Source organism: Pseudomonas sp. PS01298, from assembly GCF_029959745.1.
In the GTDB taxonomy this organism is placed as follows: Bacteria; Pseudomonadota; Gammaproteobacteria; order Pseudomonadales; family Pseudomonadaceae; genus Aquipseudomonas; species Aquipseudomonas aylmerensis.
Genome location: NZ_JASCPP010000044.1, coordinates 1 through 14,878 on the forward strand (window position 1 = coordinate 1; position 14,878 = coordinate 14,878).

The window sequence follows — 14,878 nt, forward strand, 5'->3', positions numbered from 1 at the left end:
GCGCAGCAGCCCCAAAACAGGCACCGCGTGATAACTGAAAAACCGCATTTTGCTTGATGGGGCTGCTGCGCAGCCCAACGCGGGGCAAGCCCGCTCGCCACAAGAGCCTGACCAGACACAAGAGACTGACCAGACACAAGAGACTGACCAACCACAAGAGGCTGACTTGCAACAAGAGCCTGACCTGCAACAAGAGGCTGACTTGCAACAAGAGCCTGACCTGCAACAAGAGGCTGACTTGAAACAAGAGCCTGACCAGCCACAAGAGGCTGACTTGAAACAAGAGGCTGACCAGCCACAAGAGGCTGACTTGAAACAAGAGGCTGACCAGCCACAAGAGACTGACCTGCAACAAGAGCCTGACTTGCCACAAGAGCCTGACTAGCAACAAGAACCAGGCCTGCCACGACGTCCTTCTGCCACAAGCGGTCAGCTGTTCACAGAAGGCCGATCTGCCACCTTGGATCTTTTCGCCACGACCAACCGTCGCCACAGCCATACCCACAACCACAGCACGGGGAACGCCAGGACTACGAAGGGCAGCACATAACTGGCGCGTTCCAGTGCATCGGCAGTGCCTTCGACCAGGTTGTCGCCCAGGTTGCTGAACATCCGGCTGAAGCGTGACGCCTGGTTCGCGCCGTCGGATGAGCGGAAGTTCAAGGTGACGCGGTTGGTATCGAGGCGGCGTTGCTGGCCCGCGGCGACTTGGGCCAGTGCCTGCAGTTCGTTTTCGATGCCGGCCTGCTCCTTGCTCAAGGCAATCAAGTCGCTGACGGTGATGTCCTTGCGCTTGGCCAATTCGTCGAGGCGTTGCTGCTGGACTTGGAGGCGGTCCTGGCGGCGTTGCACATCGGCGACAGCGTCGGCCAGGTCTTCGGCAGTGGTGATGCGTTGGCCGAGCTTTCCGCCTTCCGCGGCCAGGGCCACCATCGGTTCCACGCCGGTCGGCGCGATGCGCAGGATGATTTCGCCGCCGTTGCCGTCTTCGGTGATTCCGAGAATATTGCAGGCGCCAAAGCGAGCCGACTCACAGGCTTCGCGGGTGGCCTGCATGCGCGGAGCGAGCAGGGCGCCGGGCAGCGCCAGGGTCAACTCATGTTCATAGGCCAATTGTGCGCCGGCCCGGCCTTGCTCGCCGTTGATCACGTTGGCGCGGGAGTGATCCTTGGGCGAGCAGCCGACCAGGGCCAGGCCGGCCAGCAAGAGCCATAAAAGCGCGGGAGGTTTGCCGTCCAGATGGCGCATTGCAATTCCTTGGGGTGTGCGGGGAAATTGACCGCGATTAAAGCCGGTCTGGCGGATTAACGCAAAGCATCGCGAAGGATTTGCGTAGCTGATGGTGATGGCTGCTGCGCGGGCGCTGGCGTACACCTCAGGTCTTACTCCAAGGAAGAATCCGCCATGATCAGCCACGCCGTCCCCGAAGGTTTCGTCTCGTTGCCCCGCAGCAGCCCGCTGCTGGATTTGCTCGGCCCGGCATACTGCCGAGGTGAAGGCCTGCAGCTGGAAATCGGCCTGCGGGCCGACAATCGTCACGCCAATGGACGTGGCACCGTGCACGGCGGGGTGTTGGCGACCCTGGCGGATATCGGCATGGGCTACGCGATGGCATTCTCCAGTGAGCCGCCGCTGCCGCTGATTACCGCGAGCATGACCCTGGACTATCTGGGCGCGGTGCAGGTAGGGGAGTGGATTGTGGTGCGCTTGGAACATCACAAGCGTGGACGGCAGATGGCGTTTGCCACGGTGAGTCTGCAGGTTGGGGAGAAGGTGGTGGCACGGGCGAACGCGGTGTTTGCGGTGCCCCGTACGGACTGACAACCGGGGATGATGGGGAGCGCCGGCACGTCAGCGCCTACCCTTTGCATTAAAGAAAAGGCCGGGCTTTTCGTGGAGCCCGGCCGTTTCCGTGTTGCTCTTATCAGCGGGGGCTGCCGTGCAGCTCAATGGGAGCAAGCTCCCTCGCCACCGCGGGCGGTTTCCCCCGTTGCTGTTTGAATCAGCTGCGTTCGAGGGCGAGGGCTACGCCTTGGCCACCACCGATGCACAGCGTCGCCAGGCCTTTCTTGGCATCGCGCTTGATCATTTCATGCAGCAGGGTCACCAGCACGCGGCAGCCTGAGGCGCCGATCGGGTGGCCGATGGCAATGGCGCCGCCGTTGACGTTGACCTTGTCCGCGTCCCACTCCAGCTCTTTGCCCACTGCCAGCGATTGCGCGGCGAAGGCTTCGTTGGCTTCGATCAGGTCCAGGTCGCCCAGGCTCCAGCCGGCTTTGTCCAGGCAGCGGCGCGTGGCCGATACCGGGCCGATGCCCATGATCGCCGGATCGACGCCGGCATTCGCATAGCTGGCAATGCGCGCCAGCACGGGCAGGCCGAGGGCCTTGGCTTTGTCGGCACTCATCAGCAGCACCGCAGCGGCGCCGTCGTTGAGGCTGGAGGCGTTGCCGGCAGTGACGCTGCCGTCTTTCTTGAACGCCGGCTTGAGTTTGGCCAGGGACTCGGCGGTGGTACCGGCGCGCGGTTGCTCGTCCACGGCGAAGGCAATCGGGTCGCCTTTGCGCTGGGGAATCAGGATCGGCGTGATCTCATCGACAAAACGCCCGGCCTCGATGGCTGCCGCAGCTTTTTGCTGGGACGCGGCGGCAAAGGCATCCTGGGCTTCACGGCTGATGCCGTACTTGTCCACCAGGTTCTCGGCGGTGATGCCCATGTGGTAGTCGTTGAACGCATCCCACAGGCCGTCGGTGATCATGCTGTCGATCATCTTGGCGTGGCCCATGCGCAAACCGGTGCGCGCGGCAGGCAATACGTACGGGGCCAGGCTCATGTTCTCCATGCCGCCGGCGATGATCACCTCGGCATCGCCACAGCGGATAGCCTGGGCGCCCAAGTGCAGGGCCTTGAGGCCCGAACCGCAGACTTTGTTCAGGGTCAGGCTGGGTACAGCGTGTGGCAGGCCGGCGAGGATCGAGGCCTGGCGCGCCGGGTTCTGGCCGCTGCCTGCGGTGAGCACCTGGCCGAGAATCACTTCATCCACTTCTGCAGGATCCAGGCCGGTCTGCTCCAGCAGGCGACGGATCACGGCGGCGCCCAGTTCCGGAGCCGGGATGTTCGCAAGCGAACCTTGAAAGCTGCCCACGGCGGTGCGGGTGGCAGCAACAATCACGACGTCTTGCATGGAATCTGTCCTCACTGGAAGTGCATTTCTGGAACGTGGTCCGGGACGATCAGTTTACCGGCGGTCTTGCTCACAATCTCTTCAACGCTGACGCCAGGTGCGCGTTCCTTGAGGACAAAAGCGCCATTTTCGATTTCCAGGTAAGCAAGATCGGTGAGCACACGCTTGATGCAGTTGGCGCCGGTCAGCGGCAGGCTGCACTGGCTGAGCAACTTGGACTCGCCGTCCTTGGACGCGTGGGTCATGATCACGATGATGTTTTCCGCACCGGCCACCAGGTCCATGGCGCCGCCCATGCCCTTGACCAGCTTGCCGGGGATCATCCATGAGGCGATGTTGCCTTGTACGTCGACTTCAAACGCGCCAAGCACGGTGAGGTCGACGTGGCCGCCGCGGATCATGGCGAACGATTCGGCGGACGAGAAAATCGACGCGCCGATACGCGCGGTCACGGTTTGTTTGCCGGCGTTGATCATGTCGGCATCGATTGTTTCTTCGGTAGGAAACGGTCCCATGCCCAGCAGGCCGTTTTCCGATTGCAGCATCACTTCCATGCCTTCAGGAATGTAGTTAGCCACCAGGGTCGGAATGCCGATGCCCAGGTTGACGTAGAAACCGTCCTGCATTTCGCGGGCGACACGTTGAGCCATTTGTTCGCGGGTAAGTGCCATTTTCATGATTCCTTATTGTTCGGGCTGGGGCAGATTATTTGCGGACGGTGCGCTGTTCGATGCGCTTCTCGAAGGTGCCGCAGATGATCCGGTCGACGTAGATGCCAGGAGTGTGGATCTGCGCCGGGTCCAGCTCGCCCGGTTCGACGATTTCTTCCACTTCGACCACGGTGATCTTGCCGGCGGTGGCGGCCAGCGGGTTGAAGTTCTGGGCGGTGTGGCGATAGATGACGTTGCCGAAGTGGTCGGCTTTCCAGCCTTTGACGATAGCGAAGTCGCCGGTGATGGATTCTTCCATCAGGTACGGGCGGCCGTTGAATTCGCGGGTTTCCTTGCCTTCGGCAACCGGCGTGCCGACACCGGTGGCGGTGAAGAAGGCCGGGATGCCGGCACCGCCTGCGCGCATTTTTTCGGCGAGGGTGCCTTGGGGGGTCAGCACCACTTCGATTTCGCCGCTGAGCAATTGCTTCTCGAACAGCGCGTTTTCACCGACGTAGGAGGCGATGACCTTGCTGATCTGCTTTTCTTCCAGCAGTACGCCCAGGCCAAAACCATCGACGCCGCAGTTGTTGGAAACCACGGTGAGGTCGCGGGTGCCTTTGCGCTTGATCTCGGCGATGAGGTTTTCCGGAATGCCGCACAGGCCAAAACCACCGGAGAGCACGGTCATGCCGTCTTCCAGGCCTGCCAGTGCTTCCTCGTAGGACGCCACGCGTTTATCGAAACCTGCCATATGCACCTCTATTATTGTTTGTGGGCCAGCCAATGAACCGAGTGTTGCGCCGACGGATTGATTTGTTAAGTTGTTTTTTTAGGTTGATTGATTTAGAAAACAGCATAATAAGCTTCAGTCCGTAAGCTTCAAGCATAGTCAGCGGCCGCTTTCACTTGCAGCTTTCATCTCGTCACTTGGAACGTTCCTATGACCGTTAAACAAATGCGTGCGTTTCTCGCCGTGGCCCAGACCCTGAGTTTTGCCGCCGCCTGCGAGCGGTTGCACCTCTCCCAGTCGGCGCTGAGCCTGACCATCAAGGGGTTGGAAGAAGGGCTGGGCGGGCGATTGTTCAGCCGCAATACCCGTAACGTCGCGCTGACCCCGGAAGGTGAATCCCTGCTGCCCTTGGCCCGCCGATTGATTGCCGATTGGGACAATACCGAAGATGAATTGCGCCAACGCTTCACCTTGCAGCGCGGGCGCGTGACGGTGGCGGCGATGCCGTCGTTCGCCGGCAACCTGTTGCCGCCGATCCTGAAGATATTCCGCGCGCGTTACCCGCAGGTGAATGTGACGGTGCATGACCTGATCAACGAGCAGGTCCTGGAGATGGTGCGAGATCGCCAGGTGGAGTTGGGGGTGGCGTTCGAGCCTGCCGAAGAAACATCGCTGGCGTTCACGCCGTTGTACCTGGATCGCTTCATCGCCGTGGTGCCCGCCGATTCGCCCTTGGCGCATGTGGCTGACGTCGACTGGAAAACCCTTTTGCAACACCCGTTCATTACCTTGCAGCGCCCGTCCACAGTGCGCGTGATGCTGGAAGAACACTTGGGCGCCCTGCAGATGAAACTGCCCGTGGCGTTGGAAAGCCATCAACTGGCGACCGTAGGCAAGATGGTTGCCAATGGCCTGGGGGTCAGCGCCGTGCCTGCGTTATGCGCGCGGCAGATGGAAGAGGCGGGCGCCCATTGCATCACCTTGCACGGTCCGGTGATCGAGCGGCCGATTGGGGTGCTGACCAAACCGGGGCATGAACTGTCGGCGGCGGCGCAGGTGCTGTTTGATATTTTCTGCGATGAAGCGGCGAAAGGGCGATTTCCGCTATAGCCCCTGTAGCAACCGGCTTGCCGGCGGCGGTGTGATCAACAAAACATCGCCGGCACGCAGGTTCCCACAGTTAACAAGATAACGATGGCAATAAAAAAGTCCGCTCGGCGAACCGGGCGGACTTAATGTGTTAATTAGTTTTATCAGCAGTATTTATCAATCACTTTAACCTGCGATTGGCCTTTGAGGTGCTGCCATTCGGTATTAAGTGTATGGAACACTTGCTCGATAAAGTTGCGATCGGCCGCGGCTTTCTTGCCGACATAACCCTGGCCGCGGCGGTACATCTTCAGGCGCGCCGCCAGTTCACGGTTATTACGGTCGAACTCGGCTTCTTCGGTGTGGGGCGCCAGGCAGTCAATTTGCACTTCGCCCGATTTGCCAATCCACAGGATATGGTCGTCGAGTGTGTCTTTCTGCGCTGCGAACATCTCAGCCAATTCATCGATAGTTGGTTGGTTGTTCAGATTCATGTGTAAGCCCCTTGACCAGTTGGCGATCTATCAGTTGATTCCGTTAAAACTGCTTAGTTGTCTCCGGCTTCAAAAACCGGGCGTCAGTGACGGTCTGCCGAATACGGGCAGGGTCTTGAACCTGATGCATGTAGTCTTGCTGATGAACTGCTACGCAATGGTTTCATAACGAAGACAAGCAGCGTTTGAGCTCCTTGTACCGATCCTTCCGGGCCGGTCAGCTTCATCAATCTGCCTTGTGGGCAGTGCACATCCGGAAAAAACAGCTCGGCGGTCAGACGAGCTTGTTCAAAACACGTGTTACCAACGCTCCCGATCCGGGAGACGTCTAGATCATGCAAGGACAAAAACGTTACGTCAACGGTTATGTAGTGATTTTTTTAAAGCACTACATAAATCCCTGTGAGGACGGGAGAATCCCGGAAAACGTGACTTGGGCGTCATTTTTTGGAGGGGTGGGTCGTCGATCCGAGGGAATGAAATGGGTCCGCAGCCGTGTAGGTACGGGCTTGCCAGCATGGCGGTGTGTCAGCCAAGGCTTCGTACCTGACGCACCGCTTTCGCCGGCAAGCCAGCTCCTACATGTTTGATGCGGGCATAGGGGTTATCTCAAACGATCAGCCAGCAGAGGCAACAACTGCTCGCACGACGCCTCGATCTTCACCTGCAACAGCTCATCCCCACGGGTCTTGCCCAGGTTGATGGCAATCACGGGCTTGCCGTGTTCAACCATCGCCTTGCAGAGGCGAAATGCCGAATAGGCCATCAGTGACGAGCCCACTACCAGCAAGCCTTCTGCTTGCTCGACCGCCGCCATCGCCCTGGCTGCAGTTGCCGGGGCGACGTTTTCGCCAAAGAACACCACGTCCGGCTTCAGCCGTTCACCGGTGCAGTGAGGGCAGTGGGGCACCTGGAAGTGTTCTTCAAACGTCGGGTCGAGGAGGGTGTCACCGTCTGGCGCTTGTACCGCATGCACCTGCGCAAGGTAGGGGTTATCGATTTCCATCTGCCGCTGGATCACATCGCGCGTGCTGCGCAGTTGGCAATCCAGGCACAGCACCCGGTGCAGGCTGCCGTGCAGCTCGATCACGTCATGGCTGCCGGCCTGGTCATGCAGGGTGTCGACGTTTTGCGTGATCAGCCCGCTGATGCGCTGGCGTTGCTGCAGGTTCGCCAGTGCCAGGTGAGCCTTGTTCGGCTGCGCAATGCGCACCCTCGGCCAGCCCAGCATCGCCCGCGCCCAATAACGGCGTCGTGCCTGTGGGGTGGCGAGGAATTCCTGATACATCATTGGGGCCTTGCCCCGACGTACACCTTCACTGTCGCGGTAGTCGGGGATCCCCGATGAGGTGCTGATCCCCGCCCCGGTCAGTACCAGGAAACGCCGGTCGGCCATGGCCCGGTACAAGGTGTCGAGGTGGTCTTCTTGATGTTCCAGCGTGTCGAGCATGGGTTCCCCTATTCGCCGCGAATGTACTGCTCCAGCTGCTTGATCAGGTCGGCCTGTTCGGCGATGGCTTCCTTGACCAGGTCGCCGATGGACAGCAGGCCCAGCAGTTTGCCGCCTTCGACCACGGGCAGGTGGCGCAGGTGACTGTCGGTCATGATGTTCATGCATTCCTCGACACTTTTGTGGGTGTCGACCGTTATCACCGGGGAACTCATGACTTCATCGACCCGTGTGGTGACCGACGACAGGCCCTTGAGGATGAGTTTGCGTGCGTAATCGCGTTCGCTGATGATCCCGACCACCGCGCCTTCCTTGACGACCGGCAAGGCGCCGACGTTTTTCTCCGACATCCGCACCAGCGCTTCAAACACGGTGTGGTCCCATTGGATAGTGTGCACGTCCTGGTTTTTCTGATCCTTGGCTTTGAGCACTTGTGCGACGGTTTTCATGGCGGCCACTCCGGTGTTGTTGTTAGGAAGTCAGCGGGTCCCCTACAGAATCCTAGACCGCCTACGCCGGAGCAAGGTCCAAAGCGGCGTTAAACCCGTCGAAAAACGTCATTCGCCGGATTTTTTCGGTGTTTACCCGGTATTAGTCGACTTTTTGCTGCGCTTGGGGGCAGCCGTAGTCTTGCGAGGCGCGCTTTTTCGCTTCTTTTTCCACGGTGTAGCACCCCGGCCTGCCGGGCTGGCTGGCCCGGTTATGGTCATGCGCATGCCGTTGCAGCGTGCCACTTGCTTGCTCATCCAGGCCGCTTGCTTGGCAACGAATTCCTCCAGGCTCATTTCACCGCTTTGCACCATGTCCAGCGCCTGTTCCCAGATCGCGGTGGTACCAGGGTCGGCAATCGCCCGTGGCACCGCATCGATCAGGCTGAACGCAGCCGGGGTGGCAGATAGCGCCTTGCCGTTTTTCAGCAGATAACCCCGGTCCAGCAATCCCTGAATGATCCCGGCGCGGGTGGCCTCGGTGCCGATACCGGTGGTGTCCTTGAGCTTTTGCTTGAGCAGCGGGTCTTCCACCAGCTTGGCGACGTTTTTCATCGCCTTGATCAGGTCGCCTTCGGTAAAGGGCTTGGGCGGCTGGGTCCACAGGTCCTTGAGGTTGACCTTGGCCACCGCGTAGTCCTGCCCCTGCACCAGCGTCGGCAACGCCTGCGGTGCCGGTGCCTCGCGGCCCTTTGCCGGGGCCAGGGCTTCGGGCAGGGCGCGTTTCCAGCCTGGCTCGATCACCACTTTGCCCACCGCGCGTAGAGCCTGGCCGGCACAGTCAAAATCGGCCTGGGTGCGATCGTACTCATGGTTGGGCAGGAACTGCGCCAGGTAGCGCGCGCGAATCAGGGTGTAGACCGCACGGTGCTTGCCGGTCAGTTGGCCGGCATCCTTGCCCGCACCAGTGGGAATGATGCCGTGGTGCGCGCTGACCTTGGCATCGTTCCACGCCCGCGAACGGCGCTGCGGGTCGATATGCGGCATCAACGCATCCACCGCCGCATCGGCACGGCCCAGCGCGGCGAGAATCTTCGGTGCCTCGCTGTGCTGGCTGAGTGGCAGATAGCCGCAGTCGCTGCGCGGGTAGGTGATGGCCTTGTGGGTTTCGTAGAGCGACTGCGCGATATCCAGGGTTTCCTGGGCGCCGAGGCCGAGCTTCTTCGAGCAGATCTCCTGCAGGGTACCGAGGTCGAAGGGCAGGGGCGCGACCTCGCGCATGCGCTCGGTGCGCAGCTTCACCAGCCGCGCACTGGCGGCGTCGGTCATGGCGTCGGCGGCGTCGCGAGCCAATTGCGGGTTGAGGCAGCGGCCCTGGTCGTCACAGGCATCTTCGGCCGCGCGCCATTGGGCGGTGAAGGTCATGCGCTCATGGCGCAGGTCGACATCGATGGCCCAGTACGCCACCGGTACGAAGTCGGCGATGCTGCGGTCGCGGTCGACCACCAGGCGCAAGGTCGGCGTTTGCACACGGCCTACCGGCAACACACCTTGATAGCCGGACTGGCGCCCCAGCAGGGTAAACAGGCGACTCATGTTCATGCCGATCAACCAGTCGGCGCGCGAACGGCCCAGGGCCGAGTGGTACAGGCTGAAGGTTTCGGCCCCGGGCTTGAGCGCCGCCAACGCCTTGCGAATCGAGGCATCGTCGAGCGCCGACAGCCACAACCGCTGGATCGGCCCGCGATAGCGGCAATGCTCCACCAGTTCGCGGGCGATCATTTCACCCTCGCGGTCGGCGTCGGTAGCGATCACCAGTTCCTGGGCTTCCCCCAGCAGGCGCTTGACCGCCTTGAACTGGCTGGCGGTCTTGGGCTTGACCTGCATCTTCCATTTTTCCGGGACGATCGGCAGGTCAGCCAGCACCCAGCGCTTGTATTTGGCGTCGTAGGCGTCGGGCGGGGCGGTTTCCAGCAGGTGGCCGATGCACCAGGTGACTGTGACCCCGTTGCCCAGCCAGCACCCGTCGCCGCGCCGGCTGGCGCCGAGCACGGCCGCGATGTCCTTGGCCTGGGAAGGTTTTTCACAGAGGTAAAGCCGCATGCTCAGCCCATTCGTTACACAGTTGAATGGGGAGCAGGATGGGCAAAAGAAGGGATTTGATCAACTGTTATCTGGATGGATATACAGCAATTTGTGTGCGCCCCCGCCCGTCAAGGACGGGGGCACGGGTCAGTCAGTTGTTATTGATGTCCACATGCCGGGTTTCCTTGAGGCAGAACAGCCCGACAATCAAGCTCACGCCGGTCACTACCACCGGGTACCACAGCCCGTAGAAAATATCGCCGGTGTACACCACCAGCGCAAACGACACGGTTGGCAGGAACCCGCCAAACCAGCCGTTACCGATGTGGTAGGGCAGCGACATCGAGGTGTAGCGGATACGCGTCGGGAACAGCTCCACCATCAGCGCCGCCAGCGGGCCGTAGCACATGGCGGCAATCAGGATCAGCGCCACGATCAGCACCACCACCATCACTTTGTTGACCTGGGCAACATCCGCCGAAGTCGGGTAACCGGCCAGGGTCACGGCGCCACGCAGGGCCGCTTCGTCGTAACCGTCGATGCGCACTTCACCCACGCTCACCTGCACCGGGCTGCCCGCCGGGGCGGCGGCGCTGCTGTACGGCAGGCCCTGCTTGACCAGGAAGGTCTTGACCTTGTCGCACGGGCTGTCAAAACGCGCCTTGCCCACCGGGTCGAACTGGAAGGTGCAGGTGGCCGGGTCGGCCAAGACGGTGATCGGTGCCTGATGGCTGGCCTGGTCCATCGCCGGGTTGGTGTAGTGCGCCAGGCCTTTGAAGATCGGGAAATACAGCGCGGTGGCCAGCAGCAGGCCGAGCATCAGCACCGGCTTGCGCCCGACCTTGTCCGACAGCCAGCCAAACAGGATAAAGAACGGCGCGCCAATCACCACGCTGATGATCAGCAGCATGTTGGCCAGGGCCGGGTCCATTTTCAGGAATTGCGTGAGGAAGAACAGCACGTAGAACTGCGCGGCGTAGAAGGTCACGGCTTGGCCGCCGTTGATGCTGAACAGCGCAATCAGCACCACCTTGAGGTTTTCCCACTTGCCGAAGGATTCGCGGATCGGCGACTTGCTGGCCTTGCCTTCCTCTTTCATCTTCAGGAATGCCGGCGACTCGTGCAGGCTCATGCGGATCCAGGTCGAAATGCCCAGCAGCACGATGGAGAACAGGAACGGAATCCGCCAGCCCCAGACTTCAAATTGATCGCCGGTGAAGTAACGGCACGCCAGCACCACCAGCAGCGACAACAGCAGGCCGAGGGTGGCGGTGGACTGGATCCAGCTGGTGTGCAGGCCGCGTTTGCCGGCGGGCGCGTGCTCGGCCACATAGGTGGCTGCGCCGCCGTACTCGCCGCCCAGGGCCAGGCCTTGGAGCATGCGCAACACGATCAGGATGACCGGCGCCGCGATGCCGATGCTCGCATACGTCGGCAACAGGCCGACGCAGAAGGTCGCCACGCCCATCAGGATGATGGTGACGAGAAAGGTGTATTTGCGTCCGATCATGTCGCCCAGGCGGCCGAACACCAGCGCGCCGAACGGGCGCACCACGAAGCCGGCGGCAAAGGCCATCAAGGCAAAGATAAACGCGGTGGTGTCGTTGACCCCGGCAAAAAACTGCTTGCTGATCACCGCCGCCAGGGCGCCATAGAGGAAAAAGTCATACCACTCGAACACCGTCCCGAGGGACGAGGCGAAGATGACCTTTCTTGAATCGTTGCCGGCACTCGCGGTAATCGCCGAGCCCAGGGGTTGAGCATGTTCTGACATCGGGTAGCCCTCACAGTGATTATTTATTGTTGTTCCACTGTCGGCGCCAACCTTGGCGCCGGTTGTCCTTCCTGCCGGTGTTCGGCCGGGCGATGGCGTAAAGCCAGGTGCAAGTCCTGGATGCGCTATCGCCACGCCGGACGCCTGCTGGTCATGCGGGTGCGGTCATTTCTCTCTCGGGGGCAAGGTTCCTTGTGTTCGGCGAAAGGATTAGCTGCGCGGCTTTCTCCGCGATCATCAGCGTCGGTGAACAGGTATTGCCGGAGGTAATGCGCGGCATGATCGAGGCGTCGGCAATGCGCAGGCCCGGTACGCCATGCACGCGCAGTTGTGCGTCGACCACGGCGTCCTGGTCAGTGCCCATGCGGCAGGTGCCCACTGGATGGAAGATTGTAGTCCCGATTCGCGCGGCGGCCTCGTGCAGCTCCTCTTCGGTCTGCAGCGAATCACCGGGCAGGTATTCAACCGGCTTGAATTGGCTCAAGGCCGGCGCGGCGACGATGCGCCGGGTCAGGCGAATGGCATCTGCGGCCACGCGCAGATCTTCCGGATGGCTGAGGTAGTTGGGCCGGATCAGCGGCGCATCCGCCGGGTTGGCCGAGCGGATATCAATGCGGCCACGGCTCTGCGGGCGCAGGTCGCAGACTGACGCAGTAAAGGCGGGGAACGCGTGCAGCGGTTCGCCAAAACGCTCCAGCGACAGCGGCTGCACATGGTATTCAAGGTTGGCCGAAGTCTGTTCCGGGCCCGAGCGGGCAAACGCACCCAACTGGCTCGGCGCCATCGACAGCGGGCCGCTGCGGTCGTACAGGTAGCGCAGGCCCATGCCCATCTTGCCCCACACGCTGCCGGCGATCTGGTTGAGGGTTCGGGCTTTTTCCAGCTTGTAGATCAGCCGCAGTTGCAGGTGGTCCTGCAGGTTGCCACCGACGCCCGGCAGCTCGTGCAGCACCTCGATGCCCAGCGGCTTGAGGACGTTGGAGGGGCCGATGCCCGAGCGTTGCAGGATGCCCGGCGAGCCCACGGAGCCGGCGCACAGCACGATTTCCTTGCGCGCCCTCCAGCTCGACTGCTGGCCGTGTTGACGCCCGACGACTTGGGAGGCGCGGCCGTTTTCCAGGAGTACGCGGTCGACTTCCACGTCGGTCAGCACGGTGAGATTGGGGCGTTGACGGATGGGCTTGAGAAACGCCTTGGCCGCATTCCAGCGGACGCCGGCCTTCTGGTTGACCTGGAAGTAGCCGCAGCCTTCGTTATCGCCCTGGTTGAAGTCGCTGATGGAGGCGATGCCGCTTTGCGCCGCCGCATCCCGAAAGGCATCCAGAATCGGCCAGTGCAGGCGCTGTTGCTCGACTCGCCATTCGCCGCCATCGCTGTGGAACTCCGAGCTGCCGGCAAAATGGTTTTCGCTCTGCTTGAACAGCGGCAGCACGTCTTTCCAACCCCAGCCTGCATTGCCCGCTGCTGCCCAACCGTCGTAGTCCTGGGCCTGGCCACGCATGTAGATCATGCCGTTGATCGACGAGCAACCGCCGAGCACCTTGCCGCGTGGATAACTCAACGCACGGCCTTGCAGGCCTTCCTGGGCCTCGGTCTTGAAGCACCAGTCGGTGCGCGGGTTGCCGATGCAGAACAGGTAGCCGACGGGAATATGGATCCATGGATAGTTGTCGCGGCCACCGGCTTCGAGCAGCAGCACGCGGTGGGCCGGATTGGCGGAGAGTCGATTGGCCAGCAGGCAGCCTGCGGGGCCGGCGCCTACTACCACGTAATCGTATTCAGCAGTTGCAATGGACATCTGAGGTCTCGCTTGTTTTTCTTATTGGTTCCATCCTAGTTGTTAGTTTTCGTCTTAAAAATGTTAGTTTTTACCCAGCTGCTGTGCGTTTTTAAACAGTGCGACCGCTGTGGCGAGCGGGCAAGCTTGCTCGCCACAGGCACGGGGCCAGTCTTCGCGGTCGTGTAGTGAGTTATGCCCAAGGGAGGGAGGCTGAATGTTCGACTGGAATGACCTGCGGTATTTTCTCGAACTGCAGCGCAGCGGCCGCCTGCTCACCGCCGCGCAACGCTTGAAGACGACGCATGCCACGGTGGCCCGGCATATCGAGGCGATCGAAAAGAGCCTCGGCACCGCGCTGTTCGTGCAGCACGCCCAGGGCTATGAATTGACTCCGGCCGGCGAAGCCTTGCTCAAGCATGCCGAGGCCATGGAAAACGTGGCGCTGCTGGCCGAAGACGAACTCACCCATTCCGCCGCGCCCTTGGGCAAGATCCGTCTCGGCGTGGCCGAGGGCTTGGGCGTAATGTTCCTCGCCGGTCGCATGGGCGGGCTGTTCGAACGCTATCCCGGGTTGGAGGTGGAACTGCTTGCGGTGCCGCGTTTCGTCAGCATCCTTAACCGCGAAGCGGAAATCAGCATCCACCTCGAACGCCCCAGCGTCGATCAACTGGTCACGCGCAAACTCACCGACTATCGCCTCGCGCTCTACGCCAGCCGCGCCTACCTTGCGCGCAATCCGCCGATCGAAAAGCGCGAAGACCTCGCCGCCCATTCATGGATCGATTACGTCGACGATCTGTTGTTCAGCCAGGAACTGAAATTCCTCAGCAGCTTCTGTCGTAACCCCAAGGTGGTGTTCCACAGCACCAGCGTCATCGCCCAACACCAGGCTGCACGGTCAGGCTTGGGGATTGCCGTGCTGCCGTGCTTCATGGCCTCTGGCGACCCGGACCTGGTGCCGTTGCTGCCGGCAGAGAGCATCCAGCGCAGCTACTGGATCAGTTCGCGGCGTGAACTGCACAAATCGGTGCGACTGCGGGTGTTGTGGGATTACGTGGTGGAGTTGTGCGCGCGGGAGCAGGGGTTGTTGCTTGGCGAATCTGCCTGAAGAAACCGGCTCGAAAACGGCGGGCTTGCTCGCGATGGCGGAGTGTCAGTTGACGCAGTGGGTGCCTGATCTACCGCCTTCGCAGGCAAGCCAGCTCCCACAT

At 61.4% G+C, this 14,878-nt stretch carries 14 protein-coding genes; 3 read left to right on the forward strand and 11 right to left on the reverse strand.

The genetic code is table 11. The features are described 5' to 3' along the window. On the reverse strand, positions 1-355 hold a 355-nt coding region (locus QMX97_RS16625), incomplete at its 3' end, for a hypothetical protein (RefSeq protein ID WP_282397280.1). A gap of 74 nt (positions 356-429) precedes the next feature. After that, positions 430-1,248 carry a DUF4349 domain-containing protein gene (locus tag QMX97_RS16630; protein ID WP_282397281.1) on the reverse strand — a complete coding sequence of 273 codons (819 nt, stop codon included), beginning with the start codon at positions 1,246-1,248 and terminating at the stop codon, positions 430-432. 156 nt (positions 1,249-1,404) lie between these two features. On the opposite strand from QMX97_RS16630, the gene QMX97_RS16635 reads away from it, so the two are divergent. Beyond that, positions 1,405-1,821 (forward strand): PaaI family thioesterase, encoded by a 417-nt coding sequence (locus QMX97_RS16635; RefSeq protein ID WP_065905546.1) that lies wholly within the window; start codon positions 1,405-1,407, stop codon positions 1,819-1,821. 181 nt (positions 1,822-2,002) lie between these two features. Here the strand turns inward: QMX97_RS16635 and QMX97_RS16640 are convergent, their stop codons facing one another. Genes QMX97_RS16640 through QMX97_RS16650 form a run of 3 tightly spaced genes read right to left on the reverse strand, consistent with a single transcriptional unit; the run spans position 2,003 to position 4,588 of the window. After that, positions 2,003-3,184, reverse strand: a complete 1,182-nt coding sequence (locus QMX97_RS16640) for an acetyl-CoA C-acetyltransferase (protein WP_065905547.1) — start codon at positions 3,182-3,184, stop codon at positions 2,003-2,005. A gap of 11 nt (positions 3,185-3,195) precedes the next feature. Then, on the reverse strand, positions 3,196-3,855 hold the full coding sequence (locus tag QMX97_RS16645) for a CoA transferase subunit B (RefSeq protein WP_003211625.1): 660 nt from the start codon (positions 3,853-3,855) through the stop codon (positions 3,196-3,198). Positions 3,856-3,889: 34 nt separating this feature from the next. Continuing rightward, positions 3,890-4,588, reverse strand: a complete 699-nt coding sequence (locus QMX97_RS16650) for a CoA transferase subunit A (RefSeq protein WP_010211319.1) — start codon at positions 4,586-4,588, stop codon at positions 3,890-3,892. A 189-nt stretch (positions 4,589-4,777) separates the two neighbouring features. Here QMX97_RS16650 and QMX97_RS16655 point away from each other — a divergent pair, with 189 nt between their 5' ends. Then, positions 4,778-5,677 carry a LysR family transcriptional regulator gene (locus QMX97_RS16655; protein ID WP_106804493.1) on the forward strand — a complete coding sequence of 300 codons (900 nt, stop codon included), beginning with the start codon at positions 4,778-4,780 and terminating at the stop codon, positions 5,675-5,677. 143 nt (positions 5,678-5,820) lie between these two features. Here QMX97_RS16655 and QMX97_RS16660 read toward each other — a convergent pair whose 3' ends face one another. The 6 genes from QMX97_RS16660 to QMX97_RS16685 form a co-directional block, all read right to left on the reverse strand. Next, positions 5,821-6,150 carry a hypothetical protein gene (locus QMX97_RS16660; protein ID WP_201143926.1) on the reverse strand — a complete coding sequence of 110 codons (330 nt, stop codon included), beginning with the start codon at positions 6,148-6,150 and terminating at the stop codon, positions 5,821-5,823. 604 nt (positions 6,151-6,754) lie between these two features. Continuing rightward, positions 6,755-7,600 carry an NAD-dependent protein deacetylase gene (locus tag QMX97_RS16665; protein ID WP_282397282.1) on the reverse strand — a complete coding sequence of 282 codons (846 nt, stop codon included), beginning with the start codon at positions 7,598-7,600 and terminating at the stop codon, positions 6,755-6,757. 8 nt (positions 7,601-7,608) lie between these two features. Further along, complete coding sequence (locus QMX97_RS16670) at positions 7,609-8,049, reverse strand: CBS domain-containing protein (protein WP_065905552.1); 441 nt, start codon at positions 8,047-8,049, stop codon at positions 7,609-7,611. Positions 8,050-8,181: 132 nt separating this feature from the next. Continuing rightward, entirely contained in the window at positions 8,182-10,131 is a 1,950-nt protein-coding gene (locus QMX97_RS16675) for a DNA topoisomerase III (protein ID WP_201143927.1), read from the reverse strand. 133 nt (positions 10,132-10,264) lie between these two features. Next, positions 10,265-11,887 carry an MFS transporter gene (locus tag QMX97_RS16680; protein ID WP_106804489.1) on the reverse strand — a complete coding sequence of 541 codons (1,623 nt, stop codon included), beginning with the start codon at positions 11,885-11,887 and terminating at the stop codon, positions 10,265-10,267. A gap of 151 nt (positions 11,888-12,038) precedes the next feature. Further along, positions 12,039-13,685, reverse strand: coding sequence for a GMC family oxidoreductase N-terminal domain-containing protein (locus tag QMX97_RS16685; protein ID WP_120448094.1), 1,647 nt, complete (start codon positions 13,683-13,685; stop codon positions 12,039-12,041). A gap of 196 nt (positions 13,686-13,881) precedes the next feature. Between QMX97_RS16685 and QMX97_RS16690 the strand changes: the two genes are divergently transcribed. Beyond that, positions 13,882-14,775 carry a LysR family transcriptional regulator gene (locus QMX97_RS16690; RefSeq protein ID WP_065905556.1) on the forward strand — a complete coding sequence of 298 codons (894 nt, stop codon included), beginning with the start codon at positions 13,882-13,884 and terminating at the stop codon, positions 14,773-14,775. The last annotated feature ends 103 nt before the right edge of the window (positions 14,776-14,878 follow it).

Bases quoted from the DNA above. Each gene is read 5' to 3' on its own strand.
- QMX97_RS16645 (WP_003211625.1), bottom strand. From the start codon at position 3,855: ATGGCACTTACCCGCGAACAAATGGCTCAACGTGTCGCCCGCGAAATG.
- QMX97_RS16670 (WP_065905552.1), bottom strand. From the start codon at position 8,049: ATGAAAACCGTCGCACAAGTGCTCAAAGCCAAGGATCAGAAAAACCAG.
- QMX97_RS16675 (WP_201143927.1), bottom strand. From the start codon at position 10,131: ATGCGGCTTTACCTCTGTGAAAAACCTTCCCAGGCCAAGGACATCGCG.
- QMX97_RS16650 (WP_010211319.1), bottom strand. From the start codon at position 4,588: ATGGCAGGTTTCGATAAACGCGTGGCGTCCTACGAGGAAGCACTGGCA.
- QMX97_RS16655 (WP_106804493.1), top strand. From the start codon at position 4,778: ATGACCGTTAAACAAATGCGTGCGTTTCTCGCCGTGGCCCAGACCCTG.
- QMX97_RS16635 (WP_065905546.1), top strand. From the start codon at position 1,405: ATGATCAGCCACGCCGTCCCCGAAGGTTTCGTCTCGTTGCCCCGCAGC.
- QMX97_RS16665 (WP_282397282.1), bottom strand. From the start codon at position 7,600: ATGCTCGACACGCTGGAACATCAAGAAGACCACCTCGACACCTTGTAC.
- QMX97_RS16690 (WP_065905556.1), top strand. From the start codon at position 13,882: ATGTTCGACTGGAATGACCTGCGGTATTTTCTCGAACTGCAGCGCAGC.
- QMX97_RS16630 (WP_282397281.1), bottom strand. From the start codon at position 1,248: ATGCGCCATCTGGACGGCAAACCTCCCGCGCTTTTATGGCTCTTGCTG.
- QMX97_RS16660 (WP_201143926.1), bottom strand. From the start codon at position 6,150: ATGAATCTGAACAACCAACCAACTATCGATGAATTGGCTGAGATGTTC.
- QMX97_RS16640 (WP_065905547.1), bottom strand. From the start codon at position 3,184: ATGCAAGACGTCGTGATTGTTGCTGCCACCCGCACCGCCGTGGGCAGC.
- QMX97_RS16685 (WP_120448094.1), bottom strand. From the start codon at position 13,685: ATGTCCATTGCAACTGCTGAATACGATTACGTGGTAGTAGGCGCCGGC.
- QMX97_RS16680 (WP_106804489.1), bottom strand. From the start codon at position 11,887: ATGTCAGAACATGCTCAACCCCTGGGCTCGGCGATTACCGCGAGTGCC.